The 25,759-nt window shown below is 70.5% G+C and carries 18 protein-coding genes; 9 read left to right on the top strand and 9 right to left on the bottom strand.

From position 1 onward, the window contains the following. The first annotated feature begins 58 nt into the window (after positions 1 to 58). The 5 genes from BLR21_RS11395 (at position 59) to BLR21_RS11375 (ending at position 5,017) form a co-directional block, all read left to right on the top strand. Entirely contained in the window at positions 59 to 325 is a 267-nt protein-coding gene (locus BLR21_RS11395; RefSeq protein ID WP_090005800.1) for a hypothetical protein, read from the top strand. Position 326: 1 nt separating this feature from the next. Further along, positions 327 to 1,622: a sensor histidine kinase gene (locus tag BLR21_RS11390; protein ID WP_256334631.1), complete on the top strand. Its 1,296-nt coding sequence runs from the start codon at positions 327 to 329 to the stop codon at positions 1,620 to 1,622. Next, a complete protein-coding gene (locus BLR21_RS11385) occupies positions 1,619 to 2,272 on the top strand; it encodes a response regulator transcription factor (protein WP_090005799.1) in 654 nt (217 codons plus the stop codon). The genes BLR21_RS11390 and BLR21_RS11385 overlap by 4 nt, the downstream gene beginning before the upstream one ends. A 61-nt stretch (positions 2,273 to 2,333) precedes the next feature. Continuing rightward, complete coding sequence (locus BLR21_RS11380; RefSeq protein WP_176929589.1) at positions 2,334 to 3,872, top strand: SLC13 family permease; 1,539 nt, start codon at positions 2,334 to 2,336, stop codon at positions 3,870 to 3,872. 8 nt (positions 3,873 to 3,880) lie between these two features. Continuing rightward, positions 3,881 to 5,017 (top strand): glycerate kinase family protein, encoded by a 1,137-nt coding sequence (locus BLR21_RS11375; protein ID WP_090005797.1) that lies wholly within the window; start codon positions 3,881 to 3,883, stop codon positions 5,015 to 5,017. On the opposite strand, the gene BLR21_RS11370 is transcribed toward BLR21_RS11375, so the two are convergent. Then, positions 5,007 to 5,618, bottom strand: a complete 612-nt coding sequence (locus BLR21_RS11370) for a hypothetical protein (protein WP_090005796.1) — start codon at positions 5,616 to 5,618, stop codon at positions 5,007 to 5,009. The two genes, BLR21_RS11375 and BLR21_RS11370, sit on opposite strands and share 11 nt — an antisense overlap. A 19-nt stretch (positions 5,619 to 5,637) precedes the next feature. On the opposite strand from BLR21_RS11370, the gene BLR21_RS42400 reads away from it, so the two are divergent. Beyond that, positions 5,638 to 5,802 carry a hypothetical protein gene (locus BLR21_RS42400; RefSeq protein WP_169745998.1) on the top strand — a complete coding sequence of 55 codons (165 nt, stop codon included), beginning with the start codon at positions 5,638 to 5,640 and terminating at the stop codon, positions 5,800 to 5,802. On the opposite strand, the gene BLR21_RS11365 is transcribed toward BLR21_RS42400, so the two are convergent. Beyond that, the gene (locus BLR21_RS11365; protein WP_256334630.1) at positions 5,747 to 7,120 is read right to left on the bottom strand and encodes an MFS transporter; all 1,374 of its coding nucleotides are present in this window, start codon (positions 7,118 to 7,120) and stop codon (positions 5,747 to 5,749) included. The genes BLR21_RS42400 and BLR21_RS11365 overlap by 56 nt on opposite strands. An 84-nt stretch (positions 7,121 to 7,204) precedes the next feature. On the opposite strand from BLR21_RS11365, the gene BLR21_RS11360 reads away from it, so the two are divergent. From BLR21_RS11360 to BLR21_RS11350, 3 genes are all read left to right on the top strand, one after another. After that, on the top strand, positions 7,205 to 7,759 hold the full coding sequence (locus BLR21_RS11360) for a TetR/AcrR family transcriptional regulator (protein WP_090005794.1): 555 nt from the start codon (positions 7,205 to 7,207) through the stop codon (positions 7,757 to 7,759). Between the two features lie 95 nt (positions 7,760 to 7,854). Further along, on the top strand, positions 7,855 to 8,775 hold the full coding sequence (locus BLR21_RS11355; protein WP_090005793.1) for an ArsR/SmtB family transcription factor: 921 nt from the start codon (positions 7,855 to 7,857) through the stop codon (positions 8,773 to 8,775). A 16-nt stretch (positions 8,776 to 8,791) separates the two neighbouring features. After that, entirely contained in the window at positions 8,792 to 10,177 is a 1,386-nt protein-coding gene (locus tag BLR21_RS11350) for a tetratricopeptide repeat protein (RefSeq protein ID WP_090005792.1), read from the top strand. A gap of 358 nt (positions 10,178 to 10,535) precedes the next feature. Here BLR21_RS11350 and BLR21_RS11345 read toward each other — a convergent pair whose 3' ends face one another. The 7 genes from BLR21_RS11345 to BLR21_RS11315 all read right to left on the bottom strand — a co-directional run bounded on the left by BLR21_RS11345 (position 10,536) and on the right by BLR21_RS11315 (position 25,617). Further along, on the bottom strand, positions 10,536 to 12,341 hold the full coding sequence (locus BLR21_RS11345; RefSeq protein ID WP_090005791.1) for a hypothetical protein: 1,806 nt from the start codon (positions 12,339 to 12,341) through the stop codon (positions 10,536 to 10,538). After that, positions 12,338 to 13,441 carry a VWA domain-containing protein gene (locus BLR21_RS11340; RefSeq protein ID WP_090005790.1) on the bottom strand — a complete coding sequence of 368 codons (1,104 nt, stop codon included), beginning with the start codon at positions 13,439 to 13,441 and terminating at the stop codon, positions 12,338 to 12,340. Before BLR21_RS11340 ends, BLR21_RS11345 begins: the two co-directional genes overlap by 4 nt. Then, a complete protein-coding gene (locus BLR21_RS11335) occupies positions 13,438 to 15,639 on the bottom strand; it encodes a DUF5682 family protein (RefSeq protein ID WP_090005789.1) in 2,202 nt (733 codons plus the stop codon). The genes BLR21_RS11340 and BLR21_RS11335 overlap by 4 nt, the downstream gene beginning before the upstream one ends. Next, positions 15,639 to 16,709, bottom strand: coding sequence for an ATP-binding protein (locus BLR21_RS11330; protein ID WP_218130844.1), 1,071 nt, complete (start codon positions 16,707 to 16,709; stop codon positions 15,639 to 15,641). Before BLR21_RS11330 ends, BLR21_RS11335 begins: the two co-directional genes overlap by 1 nt. Then, positions 16,706 to 20,236 (bottom strand): WGR and DUF4132 domain-containing protein, encoded by a 3,531-nt coding sequence (locus BLR21_RS11325; protein ID WP_176929588.1) that lies wholly within the window; start codon positions 20,234 to 20,236, stop codon positions 16,706 to 16,708. The genes BLR21_RS11330 and BLR21_RS11325 overlap by 4 nt, the downstream gene beginning before the upstream one ends. A 112-nt stretch (positions 20,237 to 20,348) precedes the next feature. Next, complete coding sequence (locus BLR21_RS11320; protein ID WP_090005787.1) at positions 20,349 to 23,894, bottom strand: WGR and DUF4132 domain-containing protein; 3,546 nt, start codon at positions 23,892 to 23,894, stop codon at positions 20,349 to 20,351. 181 nt (positions 23,895 to 24,075) lie between these two features. Further along, positions 24,076 to 25,617, bottom strand: a complete 1,542-nt coding sequence (locus tag BLR21_RS11315; protein WP_090005786.1) for a glycoside hydrolase family 13 protein — start codon at positions 25,615 to 25,617, stop codon at positions 24,076 to 24,078. Positions 25,618 to 25,759: the final 142 nt, after the last annotated feature.

Raw genomic sequence — 25,759 nt, 5'->3', positions numbered from 1 at the left:
GGGGCTGATGATTATCAGTCGATTTGCGGACAGATGAAGAGATCTTCATCTTGGTCTCATGCGGTACTTCGCGAGAGACGGCAGGCTCCGTCGCATGCTGCCGTCCGCCCGCACCGGCACGGTCCTCGTGGCCGTGCTCAGCGTGGCGTGCGCGCTCGCGGCCCTGCTGCTCGTGCTGACCGTGGTGCGGCCGGTGCCACCTGACGTGCGCACGCCGGAAGTGCAGATAGGACGTTCCGCTCCGCCGACGACCTCCTCGGTGGTGCCCACCCCGGGGTCGGTGCTGCCGCCGCCACCGCCGGGCGATGACGACGAGGACGACTGACGTGCCCGCACGCGTGAAGATCATGTGCTGGCTCCTGGGCCTGATGACGCTCGTCCTCGCGACCGTCGTGGTCGTGGTGTGGCGCCTGCTGCTCGTCGACGTCGACGACCGCGTCAACCGTGCCCTGGAGCAGGAGACGACCGAGTTCGGCACCTACGCGGAGAACCACGCCGGTGACGCCGGTGCCGTCGCCGACTCCCACCTGCGCCTGCAGTACCCCGACGAGCACGAGATCCACCTGGCCGTGCTGTCCGGCCGCGTGCTGGTGCAGCGTTCCCAGGTGACCTACGCGCTGGAGCACGACCGCGCCGTGCTGGCCACGATCACGTCCTCCACCGCGCCGTGGGGCGTGGCGTCCACCCCGGCCGGACCGCTCCGGTGGGCGAAGGTCCACACGGCCGCGCCGCAGGAGATGTGGTTCATCACCGGCTACTTCGAGGACGGCATGCGAGCACCCGTGCACTCGACGGTGCGCGTCCTGGTGCTGGTGTCCCTGGCCGGCCTGCTGATCGCCGCGCTGATCGCGTGGCTCGTGGCGGGCGTGATCCTCGCTCCGATCCGCGTGGTCCGCCAGGCCGCCGCCGAGATCACCGAGGACGACCTCACCCGCCGGATCCCGGTCTCGGGCAACGACGACGTGGCGGCTTTGGCGAAGCAGTTCAACTCCATGCTCGACCGCCTCGACCGCTCGTTCCGCCTGCAACGCCAGTTCCTCGACGACGCCTCCCACGAGCTGCGCACACCGATCACCATCGTGCGCGGCCACCTGGAACTGCTGGGCGACTCGCCGCAGGAGCGCGCCGAAGTGGTGCGGCTGTGCACCGACGAGCTCGACCGGATGGCCCGCCTGGTCGAGGACCTGCTGCTGCTGGTCAAGTCCGAACGCCCGGACTTCCTGCGCCCCGTCACCGTGAGCCTCCCGGAACTCACCAGCGACATCGACGCCCACCTCCGCGCTCTCGGCGACCGCCGCTGGGTGCTCGACTCGATCGCGGAAGGCGAGGCCGTGCTGGACCCGCAACGCGTCACCCAGGCCGTTCTGCAACTCGCCTCGAACGCCGTCCGCCACACCACCGCGGGCGCGACCATCCGCTTCGGATCCTCTGTGGACTCCGCAGTCTCCTTCTGGATAGCCGACTCCGGGCCCGGCGTGAGCGACGAGTCGTTGCTGTTCTCCCGCTCCACCGGCCTCGGCCTGCCGATCGTGAAGGCCATCGCCGAAGCACACGGAGGCACCGTGCGGGTGCGGTCGGTGGCGGGCGAGGGCGCGACGTTCGTGGTGGAGGTACCCCGATGACCGGCCGGATCCTGATCGTCGAGGACGAGGCGCGCATCGCCTCGTTCGTGGAGAAAGGCCTGCGCGCCAACGGCTTCACCACGTCCGTAGTGGCCTCCGGAGCGGACGCCCTGTCGTGGGCCGCCTCGTTCGACCTGGTGGTGCTGGACCTCGGCCTGCCCGACCTCGACGGCTTCTCGGTCCTGCGAGCGCTGCGCGACCAGGGCGTCGCCACCCCGGTGATCATCCTGACCGCCCGCGACTCGGTGCACGACACCGTGGCGGGGCTGTCCGGCGGCGCCGACGACTACATGACCAAGCCGTTCCGCTTCGAGGAACTGCTGGCCCGCGTCCGGCTCCGCCTGCGCCCGCCCGGCGTGCCCGAGGCGACGGTGCTCACCGCCGGCTCGCTGTCGCTGGACCTGCGCACCCGCCAGGCCGTGCTGCCGTCCGGTTCGGTGGACCTCACCGCCCGCGAGTTCGCCCTGCTGGAACTGTTCCTGCGGCATCCGGGGCAGGTGCTGGTGCGCGAGCAGATCCTGTCCCACGTATGGGGTTACGACTTCGACCCCGGGTCCAATGTGGTCGATGTGTACGTGCGGTCGTTGCGGCGCAAGATCGGCGCGGAGCGGCTGGAGACCGTGCGCGGCATGGGGTACCGCCTGGTCTAGATGAAAGCTCCTTCATCCGGGCCTCACCTGTGGATCAGGGTGGCCGCGCAGGATCGTTCTCGTGATCCTGACGCTGGTGGTCTTCGCGGTGGCGGTGGTGCTGTGGACGTGCACACCGCTGGACGACACGTTCGTCGCCCTCGCCGCCGTCGTGGCCCTGCTGCTGTTCGGCGTCCTGCCCGCCTCGGCCCTGGCGGTGCTGGGCGGTTCGACGACGTGGCTGCTCATCGCGGCTTTCGTGCTGGCCGGCGGGGTCTCGGCGTCGGGCCTGCCCGCGCGCCTCGCGACCTCGCTGGTGGGCCGTGCCCGTTCGGTGCGCGGACTGATGCACCTGACGGCCTTCGCCCTGCTGCTCACGGCGTTCTTCGTGCCGTCCACCTCGGGCCGGGCCGCCCTGACCCTGCCGGTACACCGGGCTCTGCGGGTGAACGCGCGGGTGTCGCGGGCGCTCGGGGTGCTGTTCCCGTCGGTGATCCTGCTGACCGCGGTGGCGACGCTGGTGGGGGCGGGGGCGCACCTGATCACCAGCGCGTTGCTGGAGCAGGCGACCGGGCAGGGGATCGGGTTCGGGCAGTGGATGCTGCTCGGGCTCCCGCTCGCCGTGGTCAGCGCGCACGTGACGGCCGAGGTGGTGTTGTGGCTGTTCACGACCCGTGCGGACCGCGCGGAGCCGTTGGCCGGCCAGGTGGAGCCGCTGGCGGAGCGGGTGCAGCCGGTGGCGGGGCAGGTGGAGCCGGTGGCGGAGCGGGTGCAGCCGGTGGCCGGCCAGGTGGAGCCGCTGGACGAGCCCACGGTTGTGCCGCTGGCACAGCCCACGGTCGTGCCGCTCGGCGAGCCCACGGTTGTGCCGCTGGACCGACCCAGGGTCGTGCCGCTGGACGGGTCCACGGCCGTGCCGCTGGCCGAGCGCACGGTCGTGCTCGCAGCGCGGAGCGAGGGTCCCCTCCCAGGGGCCCCCTGTTCTAATTCTCCCAGACAGCACCGACAGTTTTCGGCGCTCACCAGGACCGAGATCACCTCCCTGGTCATCGTCGGCATCGTCTCGGCGGGATGGCTCACCGAGACCTGGCACCACGTCCCGCCCGAGGTCACCGCCCTCGCCGGTGCCGTCGCCATCACCGCGCCACGCCTCGGCACCACGACGCTCAAAGCCGCGTTCGCCGACATCCCGTGGTCGCTCCTGCTCTTCATGGCCGCCACCACGATGCTCGGCTCGGCCCTGGTCAGCTCCGGCGCGGCGCACACCATCGCCACCCTCGTCAGCCCGTCGCACCTGCTGCCGACCGTGATCGCGGTGAGCCTCCTCGCGCACCTCGTCATCCAGTCCCGCTCGGCCCGTTCCTCGGTCCTGGTCCCGATCGTCATCCCGCTCGCTGCGGCCGCGGGCATGAACCCCGCCGCCCTGGCGTTCGCCTCCACCGCGGCCGCCGGCTTCTGCCACACCTCCACGGCGTCCGCGAAACCGGTCGCCCTCTTCGCCGGCGCCTACCGCCCGCGGGACCTGCTCAAGCTCTCCGCGGTCCTGGCACCGATCACCGGCGCACTCGTACTCGCCTGCGCCGTTCTCCTCTGGCCGCACCTCGGCCTGCCACTGAAATGAGGTCACCGATGCGTTTCCTGGTAGCTCCCAGCGGTTTCAAGGAGTCCCTGGACGCCTGCGCCGTCGCCGACGCGATCGCACGAGGCATCTACCGCGTGGTGCCCGGCGCGATCGTGGACAAGGCACCGCTCGTGGACGGCGGCGAAGGCTCGGCCCAAGCGCTCGCCGAAGCCACCAACGGCACCCTCGTCCCCACGCTCGTCACCGGACCGGTCGGCGAGGAGATCCCGTCCCACTTCGCGTTGCTCGGTGGCCCCGGTCCGCGCACGGCCGTGGTCGAGATGGCCGCGGCGGCAGGGTTGCGGCTCGTCCCGAAGCACCACCGCGACCCGGCGACGACCACCACGTACGGCGTCGGCCAGCTCATCCGTGCCGCGCTGGACCTCGGCGTCGACCGCATCCTGGTCGGGTGCGGCGACTCCGGCACGTCGGACGGCGGCGCGGGTGCGTTGCAGGCACTGGGAGCCCGCATCACCGACGCGCGAGGCCGTGAGATCGGACGCGGGGGAGCGGCCCTGGCCGGCGCCGCCGTACTCGATCTGTCCGAAGTGGACCCCAGGCTGGACAAGGCCGAGATCACCGTGGCCTGCAACCAGCACAACGTCCTGTGCGGAGATCGGGGTGTGGCAAGGGTGTTCGGCCCGCAGAAGGGCGCGACCCCGGCCCAGGTCGAACTGCTCAGCGATGCGCTGGACAACTGGGCCGGCCTGCTCGGCGCCGGCGTCCGCACCATGCCGGGCGGCGGCGCGTCCGGAGGGCTCGGCGCCGGCCTGCACGCGCTGGGCGCCACCCTGCTGCCGCGCTTCGACGTCGTCCTGGAGCACTCCGACCTCGACGCCCGCCTGCCGGAGGCCGACCTGGTGATCACCGCGGAAGGCGCCATCGACGGCCAGACCCCGCACGGCAAGATCCCCGCGGAGGTCGCGCGCAGGGCCAAGAAGCACGGCAAGCCCGTCATCGCGCTCGCCGGCACGATCGGGGAGAACGCCCGCGCCAACCACGACGCCGGCATCGACGCCTACACCAGCATCATCGCCGCACCCGTCACCCTGGACACCGCGATGGCCAGAACGGCGGAGCTCCTCACCGACGCCACGGAACGCACGCTGCGACTGCTCCTCGTCGGCACGGCCCTCACACGATGATCTCGACCTCCTTGCGGAGCCTGGCGCCGTCCAGCAGTTCGAGGTCGTCGCCGCTCCAGAAGCGGCCGGGGTCGTACCAGTTGGGCCGGCGCCGGGGCAGCAGCCCCATCTCCTCGTACGTCACGGCCACGATCTCCGCGCAGAACGCGCTCTCGATGCTCGCGTCGCCCTTGGGCCCCAACGGAACCCGCCCGCGCAGCCACCGCGAGGCGAGCTTGGCGGTGGACGGGAACGGCGTGCCGTCGAGCCGCGCCACCGTCCGCAGCGCGGCGTCCTCCATCTCGCGCGTCACCTCGTGGTCGAGCTGCCGCAACCAGGCCCGCTGCCCGTACTTGTCGTGCCACGTCACGACCGCGTCGCGCAGGTCGTGCAGCTGGGCGCCGCGCTGGTGCGTGCCGCTCCACATGTCCTTCAAGGACTTGCCGAGCTCGGCGTGCCACATCAACGGCGGCATGTCGTCGATCACGATCGCCATGCCGACGTGGTTGACCGGGCTGTTCGTCATGGCCTGGATCGCCCGGTCCGCCGCACTGCGCCCGCGGAACACCCACACGTCACCGGTGCGGGTCATCTCCACGGCTTTGTCCAGTGTTGTCGCCATGGACCAGTAGCCTAGGCACATGAAGCTGTGGAAGGTGATCGGAATGGCCGCTTTCGCGGGTGTCGCGGCGAGCGGCGTGGTCGTCGCCCGCAACCAGCGCCGCCGCGCCGCCTACACCCCCGACCAGATCAGGGAACGTCTGCACGAACGGCTGGCCGAGGCGTCCGCTCCCCGTTCGGAATGAGCCGGTAGGCCACAAAGGACGCCACGGCCAGCAGGACGGCGGCCACGAGCGCCGTCCCCTGCATCGCCTCGGTGAAGGTGCCCTCGCGCGCCCACGCCGACAGCACGGTCCCGAGCACCGCGATGCCCAGCGCCGCGCCCAGTTCGTAGGCCGTCTCCGACACCGCGGACGCCGCGCCGGCCTTGTCCGCCGGCACCGCGGACACCACGGCGTCCGTCGTGAGCGTGAGCGCCAGGCCCACGCCGGCACCGAGCATCACCAGCGCCACCGCGATGGCGCCGTAGCCCGCCGAGAAGCCGACGATCGTCAGGCCGCCGGCGCTTGCCAGCAGGCCCAGCGCGATCGCGCGGCCGCTGCCGAGCAGGCGGACGAGCGGGCCGATCACCACGACGACGAGCACCGCGGCGACGCCCAGCGGTAGTTCGCGCAGGCCTGCCTCCAGCGGCGAGTAGCCCAGCACGTTCTGGAAGTACTGCGACAGGAAGAAGACCAGCCCGGTCAACGCGAAGATCGCGATCATGCTGGAGCCCACGGCACCGCTGAACGCCGGTTGGCGGAACAACGCCACGTCGATCATCGGGTGCTTCGAGGCCTGCTGACGCCGCACGAAGAGCCACAGCCCCGCCGTGCCGACGAGCGCGGCCGCGAGGGCCGTCCAGGTCGGGCCGACCAGTGCGATCTCCTTGACCGCGTAGACGAGCGGGACGACGCCGACCGCCGACAGCAGGGCCGAGACCAGGTCGAACGGGCCGGGATTCGGGTCGCGCGACTCCGGCAGCCACCACGCGCCGAACACGAGCAGCGCCGCCATCACCGGCAGGTTGATGACGAACACCGAGCCCCACCAGAAGTGCTCCAGTAACACCCCGCCGATCAGCGGGCCGAGGGTGGCGCCGGCCGTGGCCGTCGCGGCCCAGACCGCCACCGCCCGTGTGCGCTCGGCGGGGTCGGTGAACAGGTTGCGGATGATCGACAACGTCGACGGCATGATCGTCGCGCCCGCCACGCCGAGCAGGGCGCGGGCGACGATCAGCCAGCCCGCGGACGGTGCGAACGCGGCCAGCAGCGAGGCGAGGCCGAACCCGAGCGCGCCCGTGAGCAGCAGCTTCTTGCGGCCGATCCGGTCACCGAGCGTGCCCATCGTGACGAGCAGACCACCCAGCACGAACGAGTAGATGTCGCCGATCCACAGCACCTCCGCGGTCGAAGGCCCCAGGTCCTGCTGCAACGCGGGAATCGCGAGAGCCAGCACCGTGCCGTCCACGGCGATCAACAACAGCGCGAGCGCGAGCACGCCCAGTGCTGCCCACTTCCGCATGACGAACCCCCTTAGCCGACCATCTGGTCTGTAAGCTAACATACCGTCCAGACGGTCGGCTAAGCAAACGATAGGTTGATCACCATGCCCGGAGAGCAGCGCAACGCGCCCCGCACCCGCCGTGAGGTGCTCGCAGCCGCCGCGCGCGCGTTGATCGAGCAAGGCCCGAACGTCAGCCTCGACGCCGTCGCCAAGGAGGCGGGCGTCTCGAAGGGCGGCCTGCTGCACCACTTCCGCAGCAAGCAGGCGTTGATCGTCGGACTGATCGAGGAGTGGTTCGACCACTACGACGCGACCGTCGAAAGCCTGCTCGAACCGGAGGACACACCCGGCCGCTGGACCCGCGCGCACATCAGGGCGACCTTCGTGCCGGACGACCTGTGGTCTCACCCGTCTGTCGTAACGGCGTTGCTCGGCGTTCCGGAACTTCAACAGCGCCTGGACGTCGCCGCGACCCGTTGGAGGCAGCAAACCGATTCCGACGGCCTGCACCCACAACGCGCGGACCTCATTTCCCGTGCACTCGACGGAGTGACGCTGGCAGACCTGCTGTGGCGCGGCCAGGAGACGGCCGAGGAACGCGAACGCACCCGTGACCTGCTGCTGAAGCTCACCGAGCAGGCCGGACCGCTCGTTTGAGTTTGTCCACCGAACGTTGTCAAGTGGAACAACGCTGACACCGGACAACAAAATCTGCGTACCTTCGGAAGTGGTTGCACTCCGGGGGGAAGCAAATGCCGATCGTCATGTCCGAACCCGTGCCCAAGGGGCGCGGACTGACCATTCTCTTCGAGTTGGAAGATTTGGCGCGGACGCGGTTCGCCACGGCTCCGCTGCCGATGTACGAGCTGGTGTTCACGATGCACAGCGGCAACTGGGACCGCCTGCTGCTGCCGCAGCTCCGTCCGCTCGCCGAACTGATCAGGCCCGGCCGGTTCATCCCGGACTTCTTCAACTCGGCGCGGCCCGACTTCGACGAGGCCGTGCACCAGGTCCTCGAGGTGTCCTCCACCCGGGTGCGCGACCAGATCGCGAGCATGCTGGGCACCACCTCGCCGTGGCTACGGTCGTTCGCGGCCGGCACCCCGACCTCGCGCCAGGACCTGCGATCGGCGTTCCGGTCCGGCTTCCGCGACCTGCTCGGACCCAACTGGTCGCAGACACGCCAGGCGTTCGACGCCGAGGTACGGCTGCGGTCGTCACAGGCGGTGACGCGCGGGCTGGGGGACCTGCTCGGCCACCTGCACCCGTCGATCTCGTGGACCTCACCGGCCCTGCACGTCGAACTGGGCTGGGACACCGAGATCTCGTTGCGCGGCACGGGGATGCTGATCGTGCCGGTGCTCAACGGCCTGACCCGCCCGGCCGTCGCGATGTTCGCCGAACCGCAACCGCTGCTCTTCTACCCGGTCACCGCACCCCAGCCGAGCGGCGCCAGCCTGGAACTGGCACTCGGACGCACCCGCACCCTCGTGCTGCGCGCCCTCACCTCCGAACGCACCACCACCGAACTCGCCAAGCACGTGGGCATCAGCCTGCCCACGGCGTCGCAGCACGCGACGGCCCTGCGCACCGCGGGATTCGTGTCCACCCACCGCAACGGCCGGTCGGTCCGCCACCGCCTGACCAGGCGCGGCTGGGAACTGCTGAACTGACACCAGGGAGGCCGGCATGACCGCGATGCCGCGGTACCGCACCGACCAGAGTCCTCGCGCGCTGGCAACCCGCCTGCGCGCCCTGTGCACCGCCCGCGTGCCCGTGGCCTGCGGCGTCTACGCCGGACTTTCCGCTCCGGTGCCGACGTCCGCCCTCCACGCGCGCATCACCCACGCCATGGCCCGCGCGTTCGTGGCAGGCACATCGGCCGACGTGCCGCGCTTCGAACCGCCCCCTTCCGCCCAGCTGCGCCTGCTGACCGCCGCGAGCTGGGACCGCCTCGACGGCGCGGGCCCGGACATGACTACGTTCCCGGTCGACCTGGCCTCCGAACTGTGGTGGCGCGTGCATGAACGGGTGCTCGGCTCGTCGCGCTTGCCCGACCGCGCGCTTGGCGCGTCACGCTTGCCTGACCGCGCGTTCGGCTCATCACGCACGCCCGATCGCGCGCCTGGTTCGTCGGGCACGCCTGATCGCGGGCTTGGTTCGTCGCGTGCGGCTGATCGTGCGTTCGGCTCGTCGCGCACATCTGATCGCCGTCTGGCCTGCGATCTGTTGCTGCGCCTGGGATACTCGCACCGCGCGGCCGAGGTGATCGGCCTGAGCGTGATCGACCCGCGCAAGCACGTGCTCTCGCCCGACCTGGCCCTCGAACAACTCGCCGTCCTGCGCTGCCACCTCCCGTCCTCCGCCGTGGAGGCGATGGCGTTGCGAGGCGCCAGATCCGGGCTTCCGCCCGAGACGCGGCGCGACCTGGCGTTGTTCGTGGTGTTCCGCAACGCGGCCCGCGGCGCCGACTCCACCTCGATCCGGGCCGCCGCCGCGCTGGCGACCAAAGCCTCGTCCGAGCTGCCGCAGAACGGCTTCACCGGCTTGGTGAACCGGGCACGCCTGCACCGCGCGCTCGCCGCGGTCCCGTTCGTGCGCCGCGACATCGCCGAGACCCACCGGCTCCTGGGCCGGGCACTGGAATCGCTGACCTCGATCACCCCGGCCACCGAGATGGACCGGCTGGCGTGGGCGGACGAGGCCTACGCCCTGTACGCGTTTCTCGTGCGGACCCACCTCACCGTCGGCCTCGGCCAGCGCGCCGCCGGCTACGCCGCCGAACTGGCCGAGCTCAGCCCGGGCGACGACAGGACGTGGGCATTGCAGGGCGACGCGCTGGCCGCGTGTGGTCAGCTGGAAGCTGCCCTCGACGCCTACGGCCGGGGCGTCGCGCTCGGTGGCTGGGGTGCGGCGCGTGCCGCCTACCTTCGGGCCTTCGTGCTGGAACGGCTTGGGCGGGTAGCTGAGGCGGCTGAGGACTACGTGCTGTCGCAGCGGATCGATCCGACCTCGTCGGTGGCGGCGGGGCAGGTCGAGCGGGCCTTGCCTGGCGCCACATACGCCGCGGGCTGAGTGCTGCGCCGGGCTACTGCGAGGTGGGCTGAGTGCTACGCCGTGAGCTGAGTGCTGCGCGGTGGGCTGGTTACACGGTGAGCTGGCTGCTGCGCGGTGGGCTGGTTACACAGCGGGCCGTGGGCTGGTTACACAGCGGGCTGAGTGCTGCGCCGTGAGCTGACTACATAGTGGGCTGAGTGCTGCGCTGCGGGCTGACTACACAGTGGGCTGACGCGATGCCCACCGCTCCTCCGCGCGATTCCTCCTGACGCAACGCGCGAACCCCGGATTTGGTTCCCGCTCTATCCACAGGCTCGTCCTTTGTCCACAGGCTCCTCGTCGGCGAGAGGTTCGGCGGCCGCCCGTGACTCGTGTGTCAGCGGGCGTCGGCCGTCACCAGTAATCGCAGGTGTGCCGCGAGCCAGGTGGCTGCGGTCGGTGTGTCGGCGAAGGTCGTGACTTGGGCTGCGGCCGTGCGCAGGCCTGCGTTGTGCAGGTGCGCGGCTACCTCGCGCACGCGGGCCAGCAGGCTGTCCGTCAGGTGGTCCAGGCCTCGGTGGGCGGCCTCGGCCAGCACCGTCAGGGCGCTGTCTACCGTCGCGCTCAGTGGGTCGGAGGCCGTGGCGCCTGGTGACAGGGGTTGTGGTGTCGTGTCCGTCGCCAGGTCGGGGACGGTCACGCCCGTGGGGGTGAGGACGGCCAGTGGGTCTACTACGAGCGTGCCGCGGTGCCTGCGGACTGTGCCTGTGATCGTCGTCGGGTTTGTGCGCAACGCCGTGGTCAGTGCGTCCAGTGCTTGCGGTGCGACGGCTCGGTGGGTCGCCTCCAGCATGCACGTTGCTCCTGTGGGGCTGTGGAGGGTTGCGGTCAGGCGTTGTGCGGCTGGGTCGTAGGCGAGGTCGGTCACCTTGGCCACCCGGATCGCGCGGACCAGTTCTGCCTCTACCCTTGCGCGGACCTGGCGGGGTGGTAGCGCGGCTAGGTGTGTGGCGGCTGTGTGGTAGTCGTCGATCACTAGGGCCTGCGGGAGGTGGTTCCAGGCGGTGCCGACCGGTGTCAGTGAGGTTTTGGCTACTCGGCTGGTTTTGAGCGTTACTGCGCGGCTTGCGTTGCGGGTTGCCGACTCGGACACGACGTTTGACGTTGCCAGGCGCTGGCCGGTGCGCAGAGCGGTGTCGCGTTGCACCAGCACTACGTCGCCCGACGCGAAGTAGACGTCTACCGTGTTCTCCGCTCGGAGGCGGGCACCTAGCGCGGTCAGCCGGACGCGCTTGAGCGGGGTCTCCGCTGGCTCGTCCGGGCCGAGGATTTCGGCGCGTGGGCCGGTGGCGGTTGTGCGGGCGTGTAGTTCGGTCAGCAGGGCGGCGAACCGCTCTGCCTCGTAGTCGGCGCTGCGGGCGCGGTAGGCGGCCAGTTGTGCTAGCAGGTCGGTGATCACGGCGGCGGGCCAGTGCAGGCGTTGCGTTGTCAGGTCGCGGTGCAGGCGCTGCCACGCTACGTCGAGCACCTCGCTCGCATTCGTGGCGCCGTCTAGCAGCAACTGGTCTAGCAGGTCGGTGACGGCGGTCAGGTCCGTTGCCGTGGTGGGAGATCCGCCCACGTCGACCGTGTCGGTGCCCTGCTCGTCCGCCTCGCGGAACGCCCATACCGCTAGTGCCGTCGCCTCGTCCTTGTTGACTGCGTCCGTGTGGACGTAGGACAGGTCTCCGGGTACGAGGAACGTGACCGTGCAGGTGGGGAGTTCCGCTTGCGCCGTCTGGTCCTGCGAGCTCGGGCGGCGGAGTTTCGCGCGGTAGCCGGCCTGGTGTGCCCTGCGGGCGCGGCGCAGTGTGCGTTCGCCCATCAACGCCAGCAGATCGGCGTCCGTCACCGCGCCCGGCGACCACAGCTCGGCGGGTGCGCTCGCCTCCTGAGTGCGTTGGTAGGCGAGGACGACGGCGATGCGGTGCCGGCAGACGCCCGTGGCTCCGCAGCTGCAGTGAGCCGCGTCGAGCGCGATGCCCGGCGGCAGGGTGGTCGTGGTGCCGTCCGGGAACTTGCCCTGGACGGCACCGGCGGGATCGGTGTCGAGGGCCGGGACGACGCCCGCGTCGAGTTCCTTGACGGCACGTTTCACCAGACCGCGGTTGGCCAGCGCCGCGAGCGCGTCCGGGGTCAGTGCCAGCAGGTCGGGTCTGGTCACCTGAGTTTCTCCGCAACGAATTCGGCGAGCTGGCCGGGGGTCATCGCGCCGACGTGGGCGCCGGCGTTCGCGAGGCGCTGGCCCAGTGCCCGGTCGTAGTCCGGGTTCGCCTCGTCGTCCAGCGCCGCCAGGCACAGCACGTGCGTGCCCTGTTCGCACAGACCCTTGACCGTGCGGACCAGGCGCTCCTCGTTGCCGCCCTCGTAGAAGTCGCTGATGAGCGCGACGATCGACCGGCGAGGGCTGTCCACGAGACTCGCCCCGTAGGCGACGGCCTTGGCGATGTCCGTGCCGCCGCCGAGCTGCACCTTCATCAGCAGCTCCACCGGGTCCGTCACGTCCGAGGTCAGGTCGACCACGTTCGTGTCGAACGCGACCAGGTGCGTCCTGAGCCCTGGCAGCCCCCACAGGCACGCCGCCGTGACGGCCGAGTGGATCACCGAGCTGGTCATCGACCCCGACTGGTCCACCAGCAGGATCACCTGCCACTGCTCCAGGTGCCGGGTGGTGCGCGAGACGAACTTCGGGTGCTCGATCGCGAGCTTGCGCTCGTCGGGCTGGTAGCGCTGGAGGTTCGCCCTGATCGTCGAGCGGAAGTCGAAGTTGCGCGAGTTCTTGTGGATGCTCGGCCTGCGCGACTTCGTGCCGCTGAACGCCGTGCGCACCTCCGTCTTCAGCTTCTCCATCAGCTGCTTCACGACCGCCTCGACGATCTTGCGGGCCATCGCGAGCACGGCCGGGTTCATCAGGTGCTTGGTCCGCAGCACCGCGCGCAGCAACGCCGGGTTCGGCTCGATCCGTTGCAGCACTTCGGGATCCGTGACGATGTCGGTGATCTCGTAGCGCTCGACCGCGTCACGTTCCAGGCGTTCGATCGTCTCCCTCGGGAACAGCGTGTGCACCTCGTCCAGCCAGTCGACGGTCTGCAGCACCGAGTCCTCGCTGCCACCCTTGCGCACACCGCGTTCGGCCAGTTCGGGATCACGCCCGTAGAGCCACTCCAGCGCCGTGTCCCGGCGGGCCGCGTCGCCCTGCAACCCTCCGGTGCAGCGTGACGCCGGTTCGCCGAGGATCAGCCGCCAGCGTTCCAGGTCCGTCATGCCAGCCCGCCCTTCACCAGCAACGCGTCCACGCGCTTCTCGATCGCCATCGCCTCCGCCACGGTGATCGGGTCGGCCGTGAGGCGGGTGACGCCCTTCACGCTGCCCTCGACGCCGCGATGGGCGAGGACGGTGGCCGCGATCGTTTCCCTTTCCCTGGGCGGGAAGTAGCTGAAGGCGAGCCGCAACGCGGGCAACGCCACCAGGAACTCGTCCTCGTCCATGGCACTGACCAGTTCGTCGAGCACGCCGACCAGGTCGGGGCTCGCCAGCACCTCCTCGCGTGCGACCGCGAACAGCCCGGTGAGCCAGTCGCCGAGCGCCTCGATGTTCCTGACCTTGTGCACGTCCGGCTGGGAGCCCAGCGTCCAGGCGAGTCCGAGTGCCGCGCCGCGCAGGTCCGGCGGTGCCTGCGCGTCGTTGCTCACCCTGGTCGCGACTCCCGTGACGTCCACTGTGTCCAGTGACAGCGCGGACTTGGCGTGCAGCACCGCGTCCCTGGTCGCCGCCATCGCCTTGAGACGGTGCGGATCGGCCGGAGCCGGCCCGCCGTGCAGGCCCTCGATCAGCCACAGCACCCGCGCGGTGCCGGCGTCGATCACGGAGCCCAGCAACGGGTCCTTCTTGGTGCCGAACAACCTGTCGTGCCGCCACAGCCCGAGCACACCGCTGAGCACGCTGCCCAGTGCCGCCAGGTCACCCGTTTCCCGGACGCCCTCGTTGAGGGTGTGCTTGACCCTGCCCGACAACGCCGAGATCCCGCACAGCACCGCGTCGAACAGGATCACGGCCAGCTCTTCGAGCTGCGCGTGCCGGGAACGGCGTTCCAGCGCCACCCCGGCCGCTTCCTCCAGCGTGGCACCGTTCTCGGCGGCCTCGATCAACGCGGCCAGCCGTTCGTCGACGGGCCGCAGCGTCCACTGTTCCTGCAACTGGGGTTGCGCGCCCCCGGACGGTCCACTCGTGCGCTCGAAGCCGGGGATCCGCAGCACCCGCAGGCGGTGGAGAATCCTGCTGCGCTCCAACGCTTCCGGGTCCGTGAGGTCGAGCGCGATCTTGCCCTCCTGGTCGAGCCCGTGCGTCCGCAGCAACTCCTGCACGGCGTTGACCAACGGTGGCGCGGGCGTGCTCGGGTGCAACCGGCCGACCTTGCCTCCCCGCAGGGCTCCGATCATCTCGATCAACGCCGGGTGTGCGCCGGGCTGCAGTGTGCCGCGCCGCGTCCACGGTGGCGGCTGAGTCAGGTCCTCGGAGATCAACGCGCTGGTCAGCCCGTCGAGCACGTCCGTGCGCGCCAGGTTCTCGTGCCCGCGCAACCTCGCGAGGGCGCCGGCCTGGGTGCGCGCCGCGATGAGGTCGGCCGTCGACACGGGCTGCTGCCTGCGGCGCAGCCTCGTCGCCACCGACTCGACCAGCCAGTCCGCCGCCCGCTGCGACCCGGACTCCCAGACCTGCTGGTAGTAGCCGGGCGACGGCATGCCCGACTGGTAGCCGGTGAACGCGTCCAGCCGTGCGTGTGAATACGGCACGAGATAGCTCGCGCCCCGCTCGCGTTCGGGCACCTCTGGCCACTCGGTGCCGCCGTCGAGCTGTGCCTTGAGCGCGGCCGTGTGGAAACCACCGGTGATCACGACGACGGGTCGGTCGCCCGCGTCGTGCACCGCCGCCCGCACCCAGCGCGCCATGTACTCCTCGCGCGCCGAATCGCCCTCGTCCGCCGTCGCCGTGCCACGCAACAGGTCGAAGTACTCGGCCATGCCCTTCGGCTCGGTCTCGCACTCGAAGAGGTGGTCCCACAGCACGTCGACGTTGTCGACCGAGAACTCCCGGCACAACCGCTCGACGACCTCGGTGTAGCGCAGCTCCGCGTCCGCGTACCTGTTGCTGACGTCGCGGAACGCCTCGTGCCACGCGGGCAGGTCGATGAACCTGACCTCGGCGCCGCACCGGCGTGCCTCGGTGATCGCCACCCACTCCGGCGAGTAGTCGCAGAACGGCGACCACGACGCGTGCTGGTCCGAGTAGCTGAACAACGCGACGGGCAGCTCGTGCCCGAGCAGCAGCTCGTCGATGCGCTCGTTGAAGTCGGCGGGCCCCTCGATGAGCACGTACGCGGGCTGCTGTTCGGAGATGGTGGCGGCGACGATCCGGGCACAGGCGGGACTGTGGTGCCGGACGCCGACGAACACGGCCCCCATCAGCCGGGCAGCAGGTGGCGGGCGCGGTGCAGCTCCTGCCACTGTGCGCCCTTGCGCCGCGACGCGTGCTGCTCCAGGTACCGCCGCAGCCGCGCCAGGTCCTCCGCGTTGTCCTTCGCCGCCGTGCCCGCCAGGCACTCCACGACGTCCGCGGCCGAACCGACCTCACCGCGCAGGAACCAGCCCCGCAGCCCCACCGCGTGCGCCACCGAGACCGCCTCGGCCGTGCTCATCACGGTCGTGAGCCTGTCGCCGCCCTCGCGCAGATCGCGGAACGTGCGGACCAGGACCTCCAGCACGTCACGTCTCGGCGCGAGCTCCACACCGGAGCGTTCCAGCAGTTTCGCGGCCTCCTGCTCGACCAGCGCGAGCTCGGTGTCGAAGTCCGCGATCGGGAAGACCGTCTCGAAGTTGAACCGCCGCTTGAGCGCGGCGCTCATCTCGTTGACGCCCCTGTCCCGCGTGTTCGCCGTGGCGATCACGTTGAACCCGTCCTGCGCGAACACCATGCCGTCTGGGCCATTCAGCTCGCCGATCGCCATCACGCGGTCGGACAGCATCGACAGCATGCAGTCCTGGACCTCCAGCGGGCAGCGGGTGATCTCCTCGAACCGGACGATCTTGCCCTCGGCCATGCCCCGCAGCATCGGCGCCGGCGCCAGCGAACGCGGCGACGGCCCCTCCGCGACCAGCAGCGCGTAGTTCCACGAGTACTTGATCTGGTCCTCGGTCGTGGCCGCGCCACCCTGGATCGTCAGCGTCGACTCGCCGCACACCGCCGCCGCGATCAGCTCCGACAGCAACGACTTCGCCGTGCCCGGCTCACCGACCAGCATCAGGCCGCGGCTGGTCGCGAGCGTGACCAGCGCCCGGTCCACCAGGGACGGGTCGCCCACGAACTTCTTGACGATGCCCCGGTTCTCGTCGCCCACCACGAACTTGCGCGCGGCATCGAGGCTCAGTGCCCAGCCCGGCGGTTTGGGCGCGGTGTCGGTGTCCCGCAGGCGCGCGAGCTCGTCGGCGTAGCGGACCTCGGCGGGAGGACGCTGCATCGTCTGGGTGCTGGTCATGGCTGCAGGGACTCCAGTTCGGAGAGGAGTTCGGAGAGGGTGATCGGGTCGATCTCGTAGGTGGCGGGCGCGTCCGACGGCGCCGACCACGTGCCGTGACCGTGGGGAGAGAACCACATGTCGCTGAAACCGACCTCGGGGAAGACGTCCATGGCGCCCACCGCGATGCCGGGCTCCAGCGACGCGACGAGCGCGCCACCGTCCGGGAACGGCCGGGTGATCCAGCACTCGACGCCCGCGTCCTGCGGTGCGCCGCGCACCCAGCCCTTCTTGGTGAGGCCGAGGATCTTGCCGATCGGGTACGGGGTGTCGCAGGACTTCTTCAGCCGGGGGAGGACGTCCTCAGCGGACGCCACCAGGTGGACCGGACGGCCCAGCTGCGGGAACGGCTGGAGGATCTCGTAGTCGGCGAAGACCTCACCCCAGGCAGCCGCCGCGTCCCGCAGGTCGACCGCGTGCGCCACGCGTACGACCGCGTTCTCAGGCAGCGTGAACTCGTCGTCGTTCGAGTCGGCCAGCGTGCGGTCCTCGGCGAGGCGGAAGGAGGTGCCCTCGCCGGTGATCCACACCAGGCGGCGGACCAGGTGCCACAGCAGCGGATGGGCGGCGAGGACCGTCAGGAACTCCTCGGCGGACCACGTGCGCTGGTTCACCATGGCGCGTTCGAGCCGCTGGATCTGATCGGACGCGATGGTGCGGACGTCCTTCTTCAGCGCCATGAACCGCTTGTGCTCCAGCGGCGCCTGGTCCTGGTCGTCCTTCGCGCCGGGTTTCGGGAGGTCCTTGCGGCGCTTGCCGTCCGGGTCCAGCACGAACGGCTTGAGCTGTTCGTCGAAGCCGACGGTGAACCGGCGCGGACCGTAGTCGATCACCAGGGTCGCGGCGTCGTCGAGACCCAGGCGCGGGACCAGCCGGTCCGACAGCTGGTCGCGGGACAGGCCGAGCTCGGCCGCGATCAGGGAGACCTTCTCCTGGGCCTTGGTCTTGAGGCCCTTGAACGACACCTTCTCGGCGATGCCGTTCAGGTGGGACAGCGCGACCTCGGTGCCGATGTCGGCCAGCACGTCGAGCCCGGTGACCGCCCTGGCGTGCTGGCTCTCGCCCGGCCAGTTGCGGATCAACGGTGACAGCGCGCGCACCGTCGAGTCGTCGCCGAACCAGCCGAGCGCGGTCAGCGCCCAGTTCTCCTTCGACGGCGCGCCTGACTGCTCCCACGCCTGGAACGCGGCCCACGCGAACGCCGCGAGCGAGTCCCTGTCGAGTGCCTCGCGGACGATCGGCAGCCCCGCGTAGAGCTCGCCTGGCTTGGACAGTGCGGCCGTCATCAGCAGATGACCGGCGGCCTCCGCGGACAGCGCGTGCCTGCGATCCGCCAGCAGGACCTGCGGCAGCAGGCGGGTGTCCGCCCACTCACCGATCGCCGGCAGCTTCGCGGGCAGCACGTCGACCGGGTCGACCGACAGCACGACGTCGATCGCGGCCTCGGCGCCGCACTCCCTGGCGATCGCGGCCACGTCGACGCCGAGTTTGTTGTTCAGGTGGCGCAGTGCGGCCTCGGCGTTGCGGCGGGGGACACCGGCCTTCCCGGCGGCCGCCGGGATGAGCAGACGAGCGGCCTGCTCACGGTGCCGGGCCAGCCACTCCAGCCCCCAGCGCCGGGCCGCCCTGGTGCGGGCGAGCCAGTCGGCCATCTGCGTGGCCACCTCGGCCGTCGCAAACGGCAGCAGCACCATCCCGGTCCCCGCGGGTGCGGACTGGACGTGCCGGATCAGCGCCGGCGCCGCGTCGGCACCGAACCGGGCGGCCAGGTTCCGGCCCCACTCCTCGACGCCGTAGCTGTAGTTCGGCTTCCAGTCGGCAAGCAGGTGCCGCACCTCGTCGGCGGGCGCGAGGAGGAACAGGTCGTTGTCGTTGTAGCCGACCGTGCCGGCCAGGTACCTCTTCAGCAGCTTGCGCCAGTCGTGGTGGTCCTGCCGCCAGGCCGCGCCGGACGCCAGCCACTCGGCGTGCTCACCGGGCAGCCAGCTCATCGCCGGTTCCGGCAGCGGGAGATCCGCCAGCACTACGGGCTTCACCGGTTTGCGGCGGTGTAGCCACGGCGGCGAGGCCAGCAACGGTGGCAGCTGGTCCGCGCTCGCCTCCGGCACGATCGCCTCGGCGGACTCGGCGAGCAGCGCGGCGACCTCGGCGGGCACGGTCAGGTGCGGGTTGCTCCGCAAATGGACGTTCAGCAGCCGGCGCGCGGCATCACTCGACGACGCGCGCTCGGCCAGCAGCCGCGCCGCCCTCACGGGGAACGCCCTCATCGCGGACACCACGGCGGGCCACACGTACCTGCCGTCCAGCCGGTCGAGCAGGATCGTGAACGCCTCGTCGGTCGGTAACGCCGCGAGCACGTTCAACGCCTGTTTGCGGCCTCCCGTGCGCTGGTGGTAGCTGTCGGAGTCGAGCTCCTCCGCCAGCAACGGCGCGACGGCCGGACCCAGCACGTACACCGCCGTGTAGAGCACGAACGCCGATGCCGTGACCGACTCGTCGGCCTTTTTGAAGTCTTCGAGGCTGCGGGCGCTGCTCGGCAGCATCCACCACCGGTTCGGCGTGTACTGCTGCTTGCGAACCTGGGTGAACCACTCCGCCCGCTCGGGCATCAGGTAGCACCGGAGTTCCTTCTCGGTCTTCGACTTGCCGAGCTTCTCCAGTACGCCCTCGGCGGCCGCGCGCTCCTCGGGGCTCGCGACGGCGATCGCGTACCGGACGGCCGTCAGCATCAGGCCCTCCGGTTCGCCGATCGACGTCCGGAAGCCACCGGTGTCGTACTGGAGGTGGATCCCGGTCCACTTGCCGCGCTTCTGGTCCCACTGCTCGGAGAACGTGAGGCCCGTGAGCTCGACGACCGCGGTGGTGGCGAAGGCGAGGCCGTGGTCGGCGATCCAGGCGTGCACGGCGGGCGCGCCCGGCTTCGTGATGGCCGCGATCGCCGCCGCTCCCACCGGGTTCGGCTGTCCGGCCAGGTACTCGCGGGCCGCGCTGACCAGTTCTGCCTTCGAGCCCTTGCGCGAGAGGGCGATTTTGATCGTCTCCGCCTGCTCGGTGATCAGCTGCCGTGCTTGGCCGGCTTTTGTCGTGTCGACCGCGAACTCCGGTGCCGGGGCGAACCCGCGCTGCCGCACCACGTCGCGCAGCCACGCCTTGGGGATTACCCAGGTGTTCTCGTCGATGGGGGGCGCGGGGTTGGTGGGTGCGGCGGGTGCGGCGGTTGTGGGGTTGCCGGCGGTTGAGGTGGCGGTGGGCTGGCCTGCGGTCGGCTGCTGGGCCTCGGCGGCGGCTTCCGGGCGGTAGCCCTTCTTTTCCTTCTCGGCCACCAGTTTCGTGACGTGTGCGCCGGCTGCCTCGGCGGAGGCCAGCTCCTTGGTCTGGGTCTGGCCCGCGGTGCCCAGCCGTCCGAACCGGACGGTCACCGTCGTGCCGTCCTGCCCGATCTCCCAGAACTTCGCGGAGCCGTCCGCGACGAGTTCCCACCTGCGCACTGCTTTACCTCCTGGGGACACACGAGGGAGTTGATGTGCACTGGACGTTACTCAGGGGGTCTGACAGTTCTTGCGGGTCAGCCTGAAGAGCAGATCAGACCCCCTGGGCTCACTACTGCAGTGACTCCAGTTCGGACAGCACTTCCGACGCCGTGACGGCGTCGGTGGTGAAGGTGCTCGCCGCGTTGCGCTGGGAGGACCAGTAGCCGTGCCCGTTGGCGGAGAACCACAGTTCGGTGAGCTTGACCTCGGGGAAGATGTCAATCGCGCCCACCGCGATGCCGGGGTCCAGCGACGCGACCAAGGCGCCTCCGGAGGGCAGCGGGCGGGTGATCCAGCACTCCACGCCGCCGTCCTGGGGTTCGCCGCGGATCCAGCCCTTCTTGGTGAGGCTGAGGATCTTGCCGACGGGGAGGTCCACGTCGCAGTACTTCTTCAGGTGGGGCAGGAGGTCCTCGCCTGCAGGTACCAGGTGCAGCGGGCGGCCCAGTTGCGGGAACGGCTGGAGGATCTCGTAGTCGGCGAAGACCTCGCCCCATGCCTCCAGTTCCGCCTGGAGGTCTGCCGGGTGGGCCACACGGACGGTGGCGTTCTCGGGGAGTGTGAACTCGTCGTCGCCGGAGTCGGCGAGCGTGCGGTCTTCGGCCAGGCGGAAGGACTGGCCGGCGGCGGTGATCCACACCAGGCGGCGGACGATGTGCCACAGCAGCGGGTGGTTGGCTAGGACCGTGTGGAACTCCTCGGCGGTCCAGGTGCGCTGGTCGACCATTGCTCGTTCGAGGCGGTGGATCTGGTCGGACGCTACGGCACGGACGTCCTTCTTCAAGGCTGCGAACCGCTTGTGCTCCAGCGGGGCCCGGTCCTGGTCGTCCTTCGCGCCGGGTTTCGGGAGGTCCTTGCGGCGCTTGCCGTCCGGGTCGAGGACGTAGGGCTTGAGCTGTTCGTCGAAGCCGACGGTGAACCGGCGCGGACCGTAGTCGATCACCAGGCTCGCCGCGTCGTCGAGGCCCAGGCGTGGCACGAGGCGGTCTGCGAGCTGGTCGCGGGACAGGCCGAGTTCGGCCGCGATCTGGGCGACCTTCTCCTGGGCCTTCGTCTTGAGGCCCTTGAACTTCACCTTCTCGGCGATGCTGTTGAGGTGGGACAGCGCGACCTCGGTGCCGATGTCGGCCAGCACGTCGAGACCCGTGACCGCCCTGGCGTGCTGGCTCTCGCCCGGCCAGACGCGGATCAACGGCGACAGCGCGCGCACCGTCGAGTCGTTGCCGAACCAGCCGAGCGCGGTCAGCGCCCAGCTTTCCTTCGACGGCGCGCCGACCTCCTGCCAGCGCTGGAAGACCGCCCACGCGAACTCCGCCAGCGAGTCCTCGTCGAGCGCCTCGCGGGCGATCGGCAGGCCGGCGTAGATGTCGCCCGGCTTGGACAGCGCGGCCGTCATCAGCAGATGGCTCGCGGCTTCGGCGGACAGGGCCTGCCTTCGGTCGCGCAGCAGGACCTGGGGCAGCAGGCGGGTGTCCGCCCACTCGCCGATCACGGGCAGCCTGGCGGGCAGCACGTCGACCGGGTCGACGGCCAGGAAGGACTCGAGGGCGGTGGCCGCGGCCGGGCTCGGGGCGAGCGCCACCACGTCCACGCCGAGTCCGTGCAGGTGGCGGATCGCGATCTCGGCGTTGCGCCGCTCGGCGCCGGGCTTGCCCAGGGCGGCGGGGACGAGGAGGCGGGCGGCCTGCTCCCGGTGCCGGGCGAGCCAGCTCAGCGCGGTCTTGCGCACCTGCTTGAGCCGCACCAGCCAGTCCGCCATCAGCGCGGCCACCTCGGGCGTCGCGAACGGCAGCAGGATGACCGCCGCCGCCGAGTTCCTCTCCGCGATGCGCAGCAGGGGAGGCAGCGCGTCGAAGGCGAACTTCGCGGCCAGCCGCTTGCCGGCCGACTCCGCGCTCCAGCCCAGTTTCGGCTGCCAGTCCGCCAGGAGGTGCCGGACCTCGTCCGCGGGTGCCCCGATGAGCAGATCGGCCATGCGGTACCCGATCCGGCCCGCCTGGTACTCCGCCAGCCAGTGCTGCCAGGTCTTGTAGAGGTTGGTGTCCCAGTGGCCGTCCTTCAGCCACTCCTCCCGCTCACCCGGCTGCCACGTGATCGACGCGCTGGGCATCGGGAGGTCCGGCACCACCGCCGGCTTCACCGCGGGCTTCCGGTGCAGCCACGGCGGCGAGGCCAGCACCGGCGGCAACGCCTCCGCGGGCGCTTCCGGCACCTCCGCCGTTTCGACCTCGACGAAGCCGGCGGGTGCTTCCAGGTACGGGTACGTCTTCAGGTGCGCGCTGAGCAACCGGCGGAACTCGTCGTCGCGGGCGGAGCGTTCGCCGAGCAGCCGGGCCGCCCGTACCGGGAACGCCGCCATCATGGACAGCACCGCCGGACGCACGTACTTCGTGTCGAACCGGTCGAGCAGCACGGCGAACGCCTCGTCGGTCGGCAGCACGGAGAGGGTCTTCAGCACCTGCTTGCGGATGTCCGCACGCTGGTACTGCTGGTCGAGCGCGTTCGCGAGCAACGGCGCGATCGCCGGACCCAGCACGTACAGCGCCGTGTGCAGGACGGCCGAGTGGCTGGACACCGAGGACGGCGCGGACTCGAACTCCGCGTACGTGCTGGCACTGCAGTGGAGGACCCACCAGCGGGTGCCCGTGTGCGGCGTCTGGCACGCCTGCTGGAACCAGTCGGGCCTGCCCGGCATCAGGAACGCCCGCACCAGCTTCGAGTTGGGCTCGTTGACCTCACCCAGCCTGCTCAGCACGGCTTCCGCGGCGCCGCGCTCGGCGTCCTCCGCGATCGCGAGCGCGTACCGGACCGCCGTGAGCATCTTGCATTCGACACTGCCGATGGTGATGCGGACGGACCCACCGCGCGATGCCAGACGCTCGTTGCCGTAGGCGTACTGCTGCGACAGCCACTCCCGGCCGCAGAGCAGTCGCATGAACTCGGCGGTGGCCTCCGTCGCGAACACCAGGCCGTGATCGGCGATCCAGGCGTGCACGGACTGCTCACCGCTGGTGAGGATCGCCGCGATCGCCGCTGCCCCGGCCGGATTCGGCCGACCGGCCAGGTGCTCGCGCGCGGCGTGGACGAGATCGGGGTCGGAGGCGGGCTCGGACAGGACCCGCTCGATCGTGGTGTCCGTCTGCTGGCCGATCCGCTGCCTGGCGTCCTCGGCCAGGCCGGTGTCGACGGTGAACTCCGGGGCGGGGTGGAAGCCGCGCTGCCGCACCACGTCGCGCAGCCACACCTTGGGCATCACCCAGGTGTCCTCGTCGGCGACGACGGGCTTCTCGGCAGGGGAAAGGGCAGCCACGGCGGAAGAGGCGGTCTCCGGCTGGTCGGCGGCGGGCTGCGTCGTGACGGTGGCGGCGACCGTGTCGGCGGACCGGTGCCCAGGTGCCACCGTCTCGGCGGACGCGACTGCGCGGTAACCCTTCTTCTCCTTCTCCGCCACCAGTTTCGTGACGTGCGCCTGCGCCGCCTCCGCGGTCGCCAGCTCCTTGGTCTGGGTCTGGCCGTGCGTGTCCAGTCGTCCGAACCGGACGGTGACCACGGCACCGGCCTGGCTGATCTCCCAGAACTTCGCCGCGGTCCCCGAGACGAGCTCCCACCTGCGCACTGACTGCTCCCTGCTGCCGATCCGAAGCCGGTGGCGCCGACCGCGCCGAGCCGCTCTGACGTTGGACGCTGATCAACCGTTCCCGCGCACTGAAAAACCCCCTGAGCTCGATCCGGAACCGATGTCCACGGAACGTACTCAGGGGGTCTGACAGTTTTTGTCGATCAAGTGAAGTCGCTGGTCAGAGCTTCCACCACAGGGCGGTGTCCGGCGGGAGGAGCACCAGCCCGTCGCGCACTCCGTAGTACGACGAGGCCAGCAGGACCGAGCCCGGATCCGGCAGTTCCACGACCGTTCCGGACAGGTTCACGGCGCACGCGACCCCGTCCCGTTCGAACCACAGCACGCCGGCCGGGCCGTCGACCCAGGTGAGTCCGGCACCCAGCGCCGGGTTCTCGCGGCGCACACGCAAAGCGTTGCGGTAGAAGGACAGCATCGAATCCTGGTCGCCCGTCTGGGCCTCCACGCTGAGCTTCGCCCAGTCCGCGGGCTGCGGCAACCACGACCCGCCGGTGCCGAACCCGAGCGACGGCCCGGAAGCCGCCCACGGCAACGGGACGCGGCACCCGTCACGACCGCGTTCGGTGTGGCCCGACCGTTCCCACATCGGGTCCTGCAGCACCTCGTCCGGCAGGTCCAGCACCTCGGGCAGCCCGAGTTCCTCGCCCTGGTACAAGTACACCGATCCCGGCAACGCCAGCATCAACGCCAGCGCGGCGCGCGCACGGCGCAGACCGGTCTCACCGCCGCCGTACCGCGTCACGTGCCGTTGCACGTCATGGTTCGACAGCACCCAAGTGGTGGGCGCCCCAACGGGTTCGACGGCCGCCAGCGACGAGTCGATGACCGACCGCACCGCGTCGAAGGTCCACTCGGCGGAGAGGTAGTGGAAGTTGAACGCCTGGTGCATCTCGTCGGGACGCAGGTACATCGCCGTCCGCTCGGCCGAGGGCGTCCACGCCTCCGCGACGAGCACGCGCTCGCCTGGATACGAGTCCACGACCGCACGCCACTCGCGGTGGATCTCGTGCACACCGTCCTGGTCGAAGAACGGCAACGACTCCGTGCCCAGCAGCTTGAGCTGGTCGGCGTGGCCGATGTCGGGCAGCCCCGGCGCCTTGATCATCCCGTGCGCCACGTCCACCCGGAACCCGTCGACGCCCAGGTCGAGCCAGAACCGCAGCACGTCGAGGAACTCCGCGCGGACCTCGGGCAGCTCCCAGTTCAGGTCCGGCTGCTCCGGCGCGAACAGGTGCAGGTACCAGGACCCGTCGGCCACCCGCGTCCACGCCGGACCGCCGAAGACCGACTCCCAGTCGTTGGGCGGCTGGTCCCCGGCGCCCTCGCGGAACATGTAGCGCTCACGGCCACGTCCGGCCAGCGCCTCCTGGAACCACGCGTGCTGGTCGGAGGTGTGGTTCGGCACGATGTCGACGATCACCCGGATACCGAGCGTGTGCGCGTCGTCCACCAACGCGCGCACGTCGTCGAGTCCGCCGAACTGCGGGTCGACCGCGCGGTAGTCCGCGACGTCGTAGCCGCCGTCCGCCATCGGCGACGAGTAGAACGGCGTGATCCAGACCGCGTCGACACCCAGGTCGCGCAGGTAGGGCAGGCGCGAGCGGATGCCGGGCAGGTCGCCGACACCGTCGCCGTCCGAGTCGGCGAAGCTGCGCACGTAGACCTGGTAGATGACGGCGTGGCGCCACCAGTCGTGGGACATGTCCCTGCCTTCCGATGGAGTGTGTCAGCGGTCCAGGAAAGACGTTGCAAAAGTTTTCCGCAAGTCGGCTTGAGGATTACTGGAGAGGAGCCTCCAGGTCTGCAAACTTTTGCAACCTCGAATAATGCGTTGCAAGCGCGCC

The organism is Lentzea albidocapillata subsp. violacea, assembly GCF_900100275.1.
In the GTDB taxonomy this organism is placed as follows: Bacteria; Actinomycetota; Actinomycetes; order Mycobacteriales; family Pseudonocardiaceae; genus Lentzea; species Lentzea violacea.
This window is presented reverse-complemented; position numbering and strand designations above follow the sequence as displayed.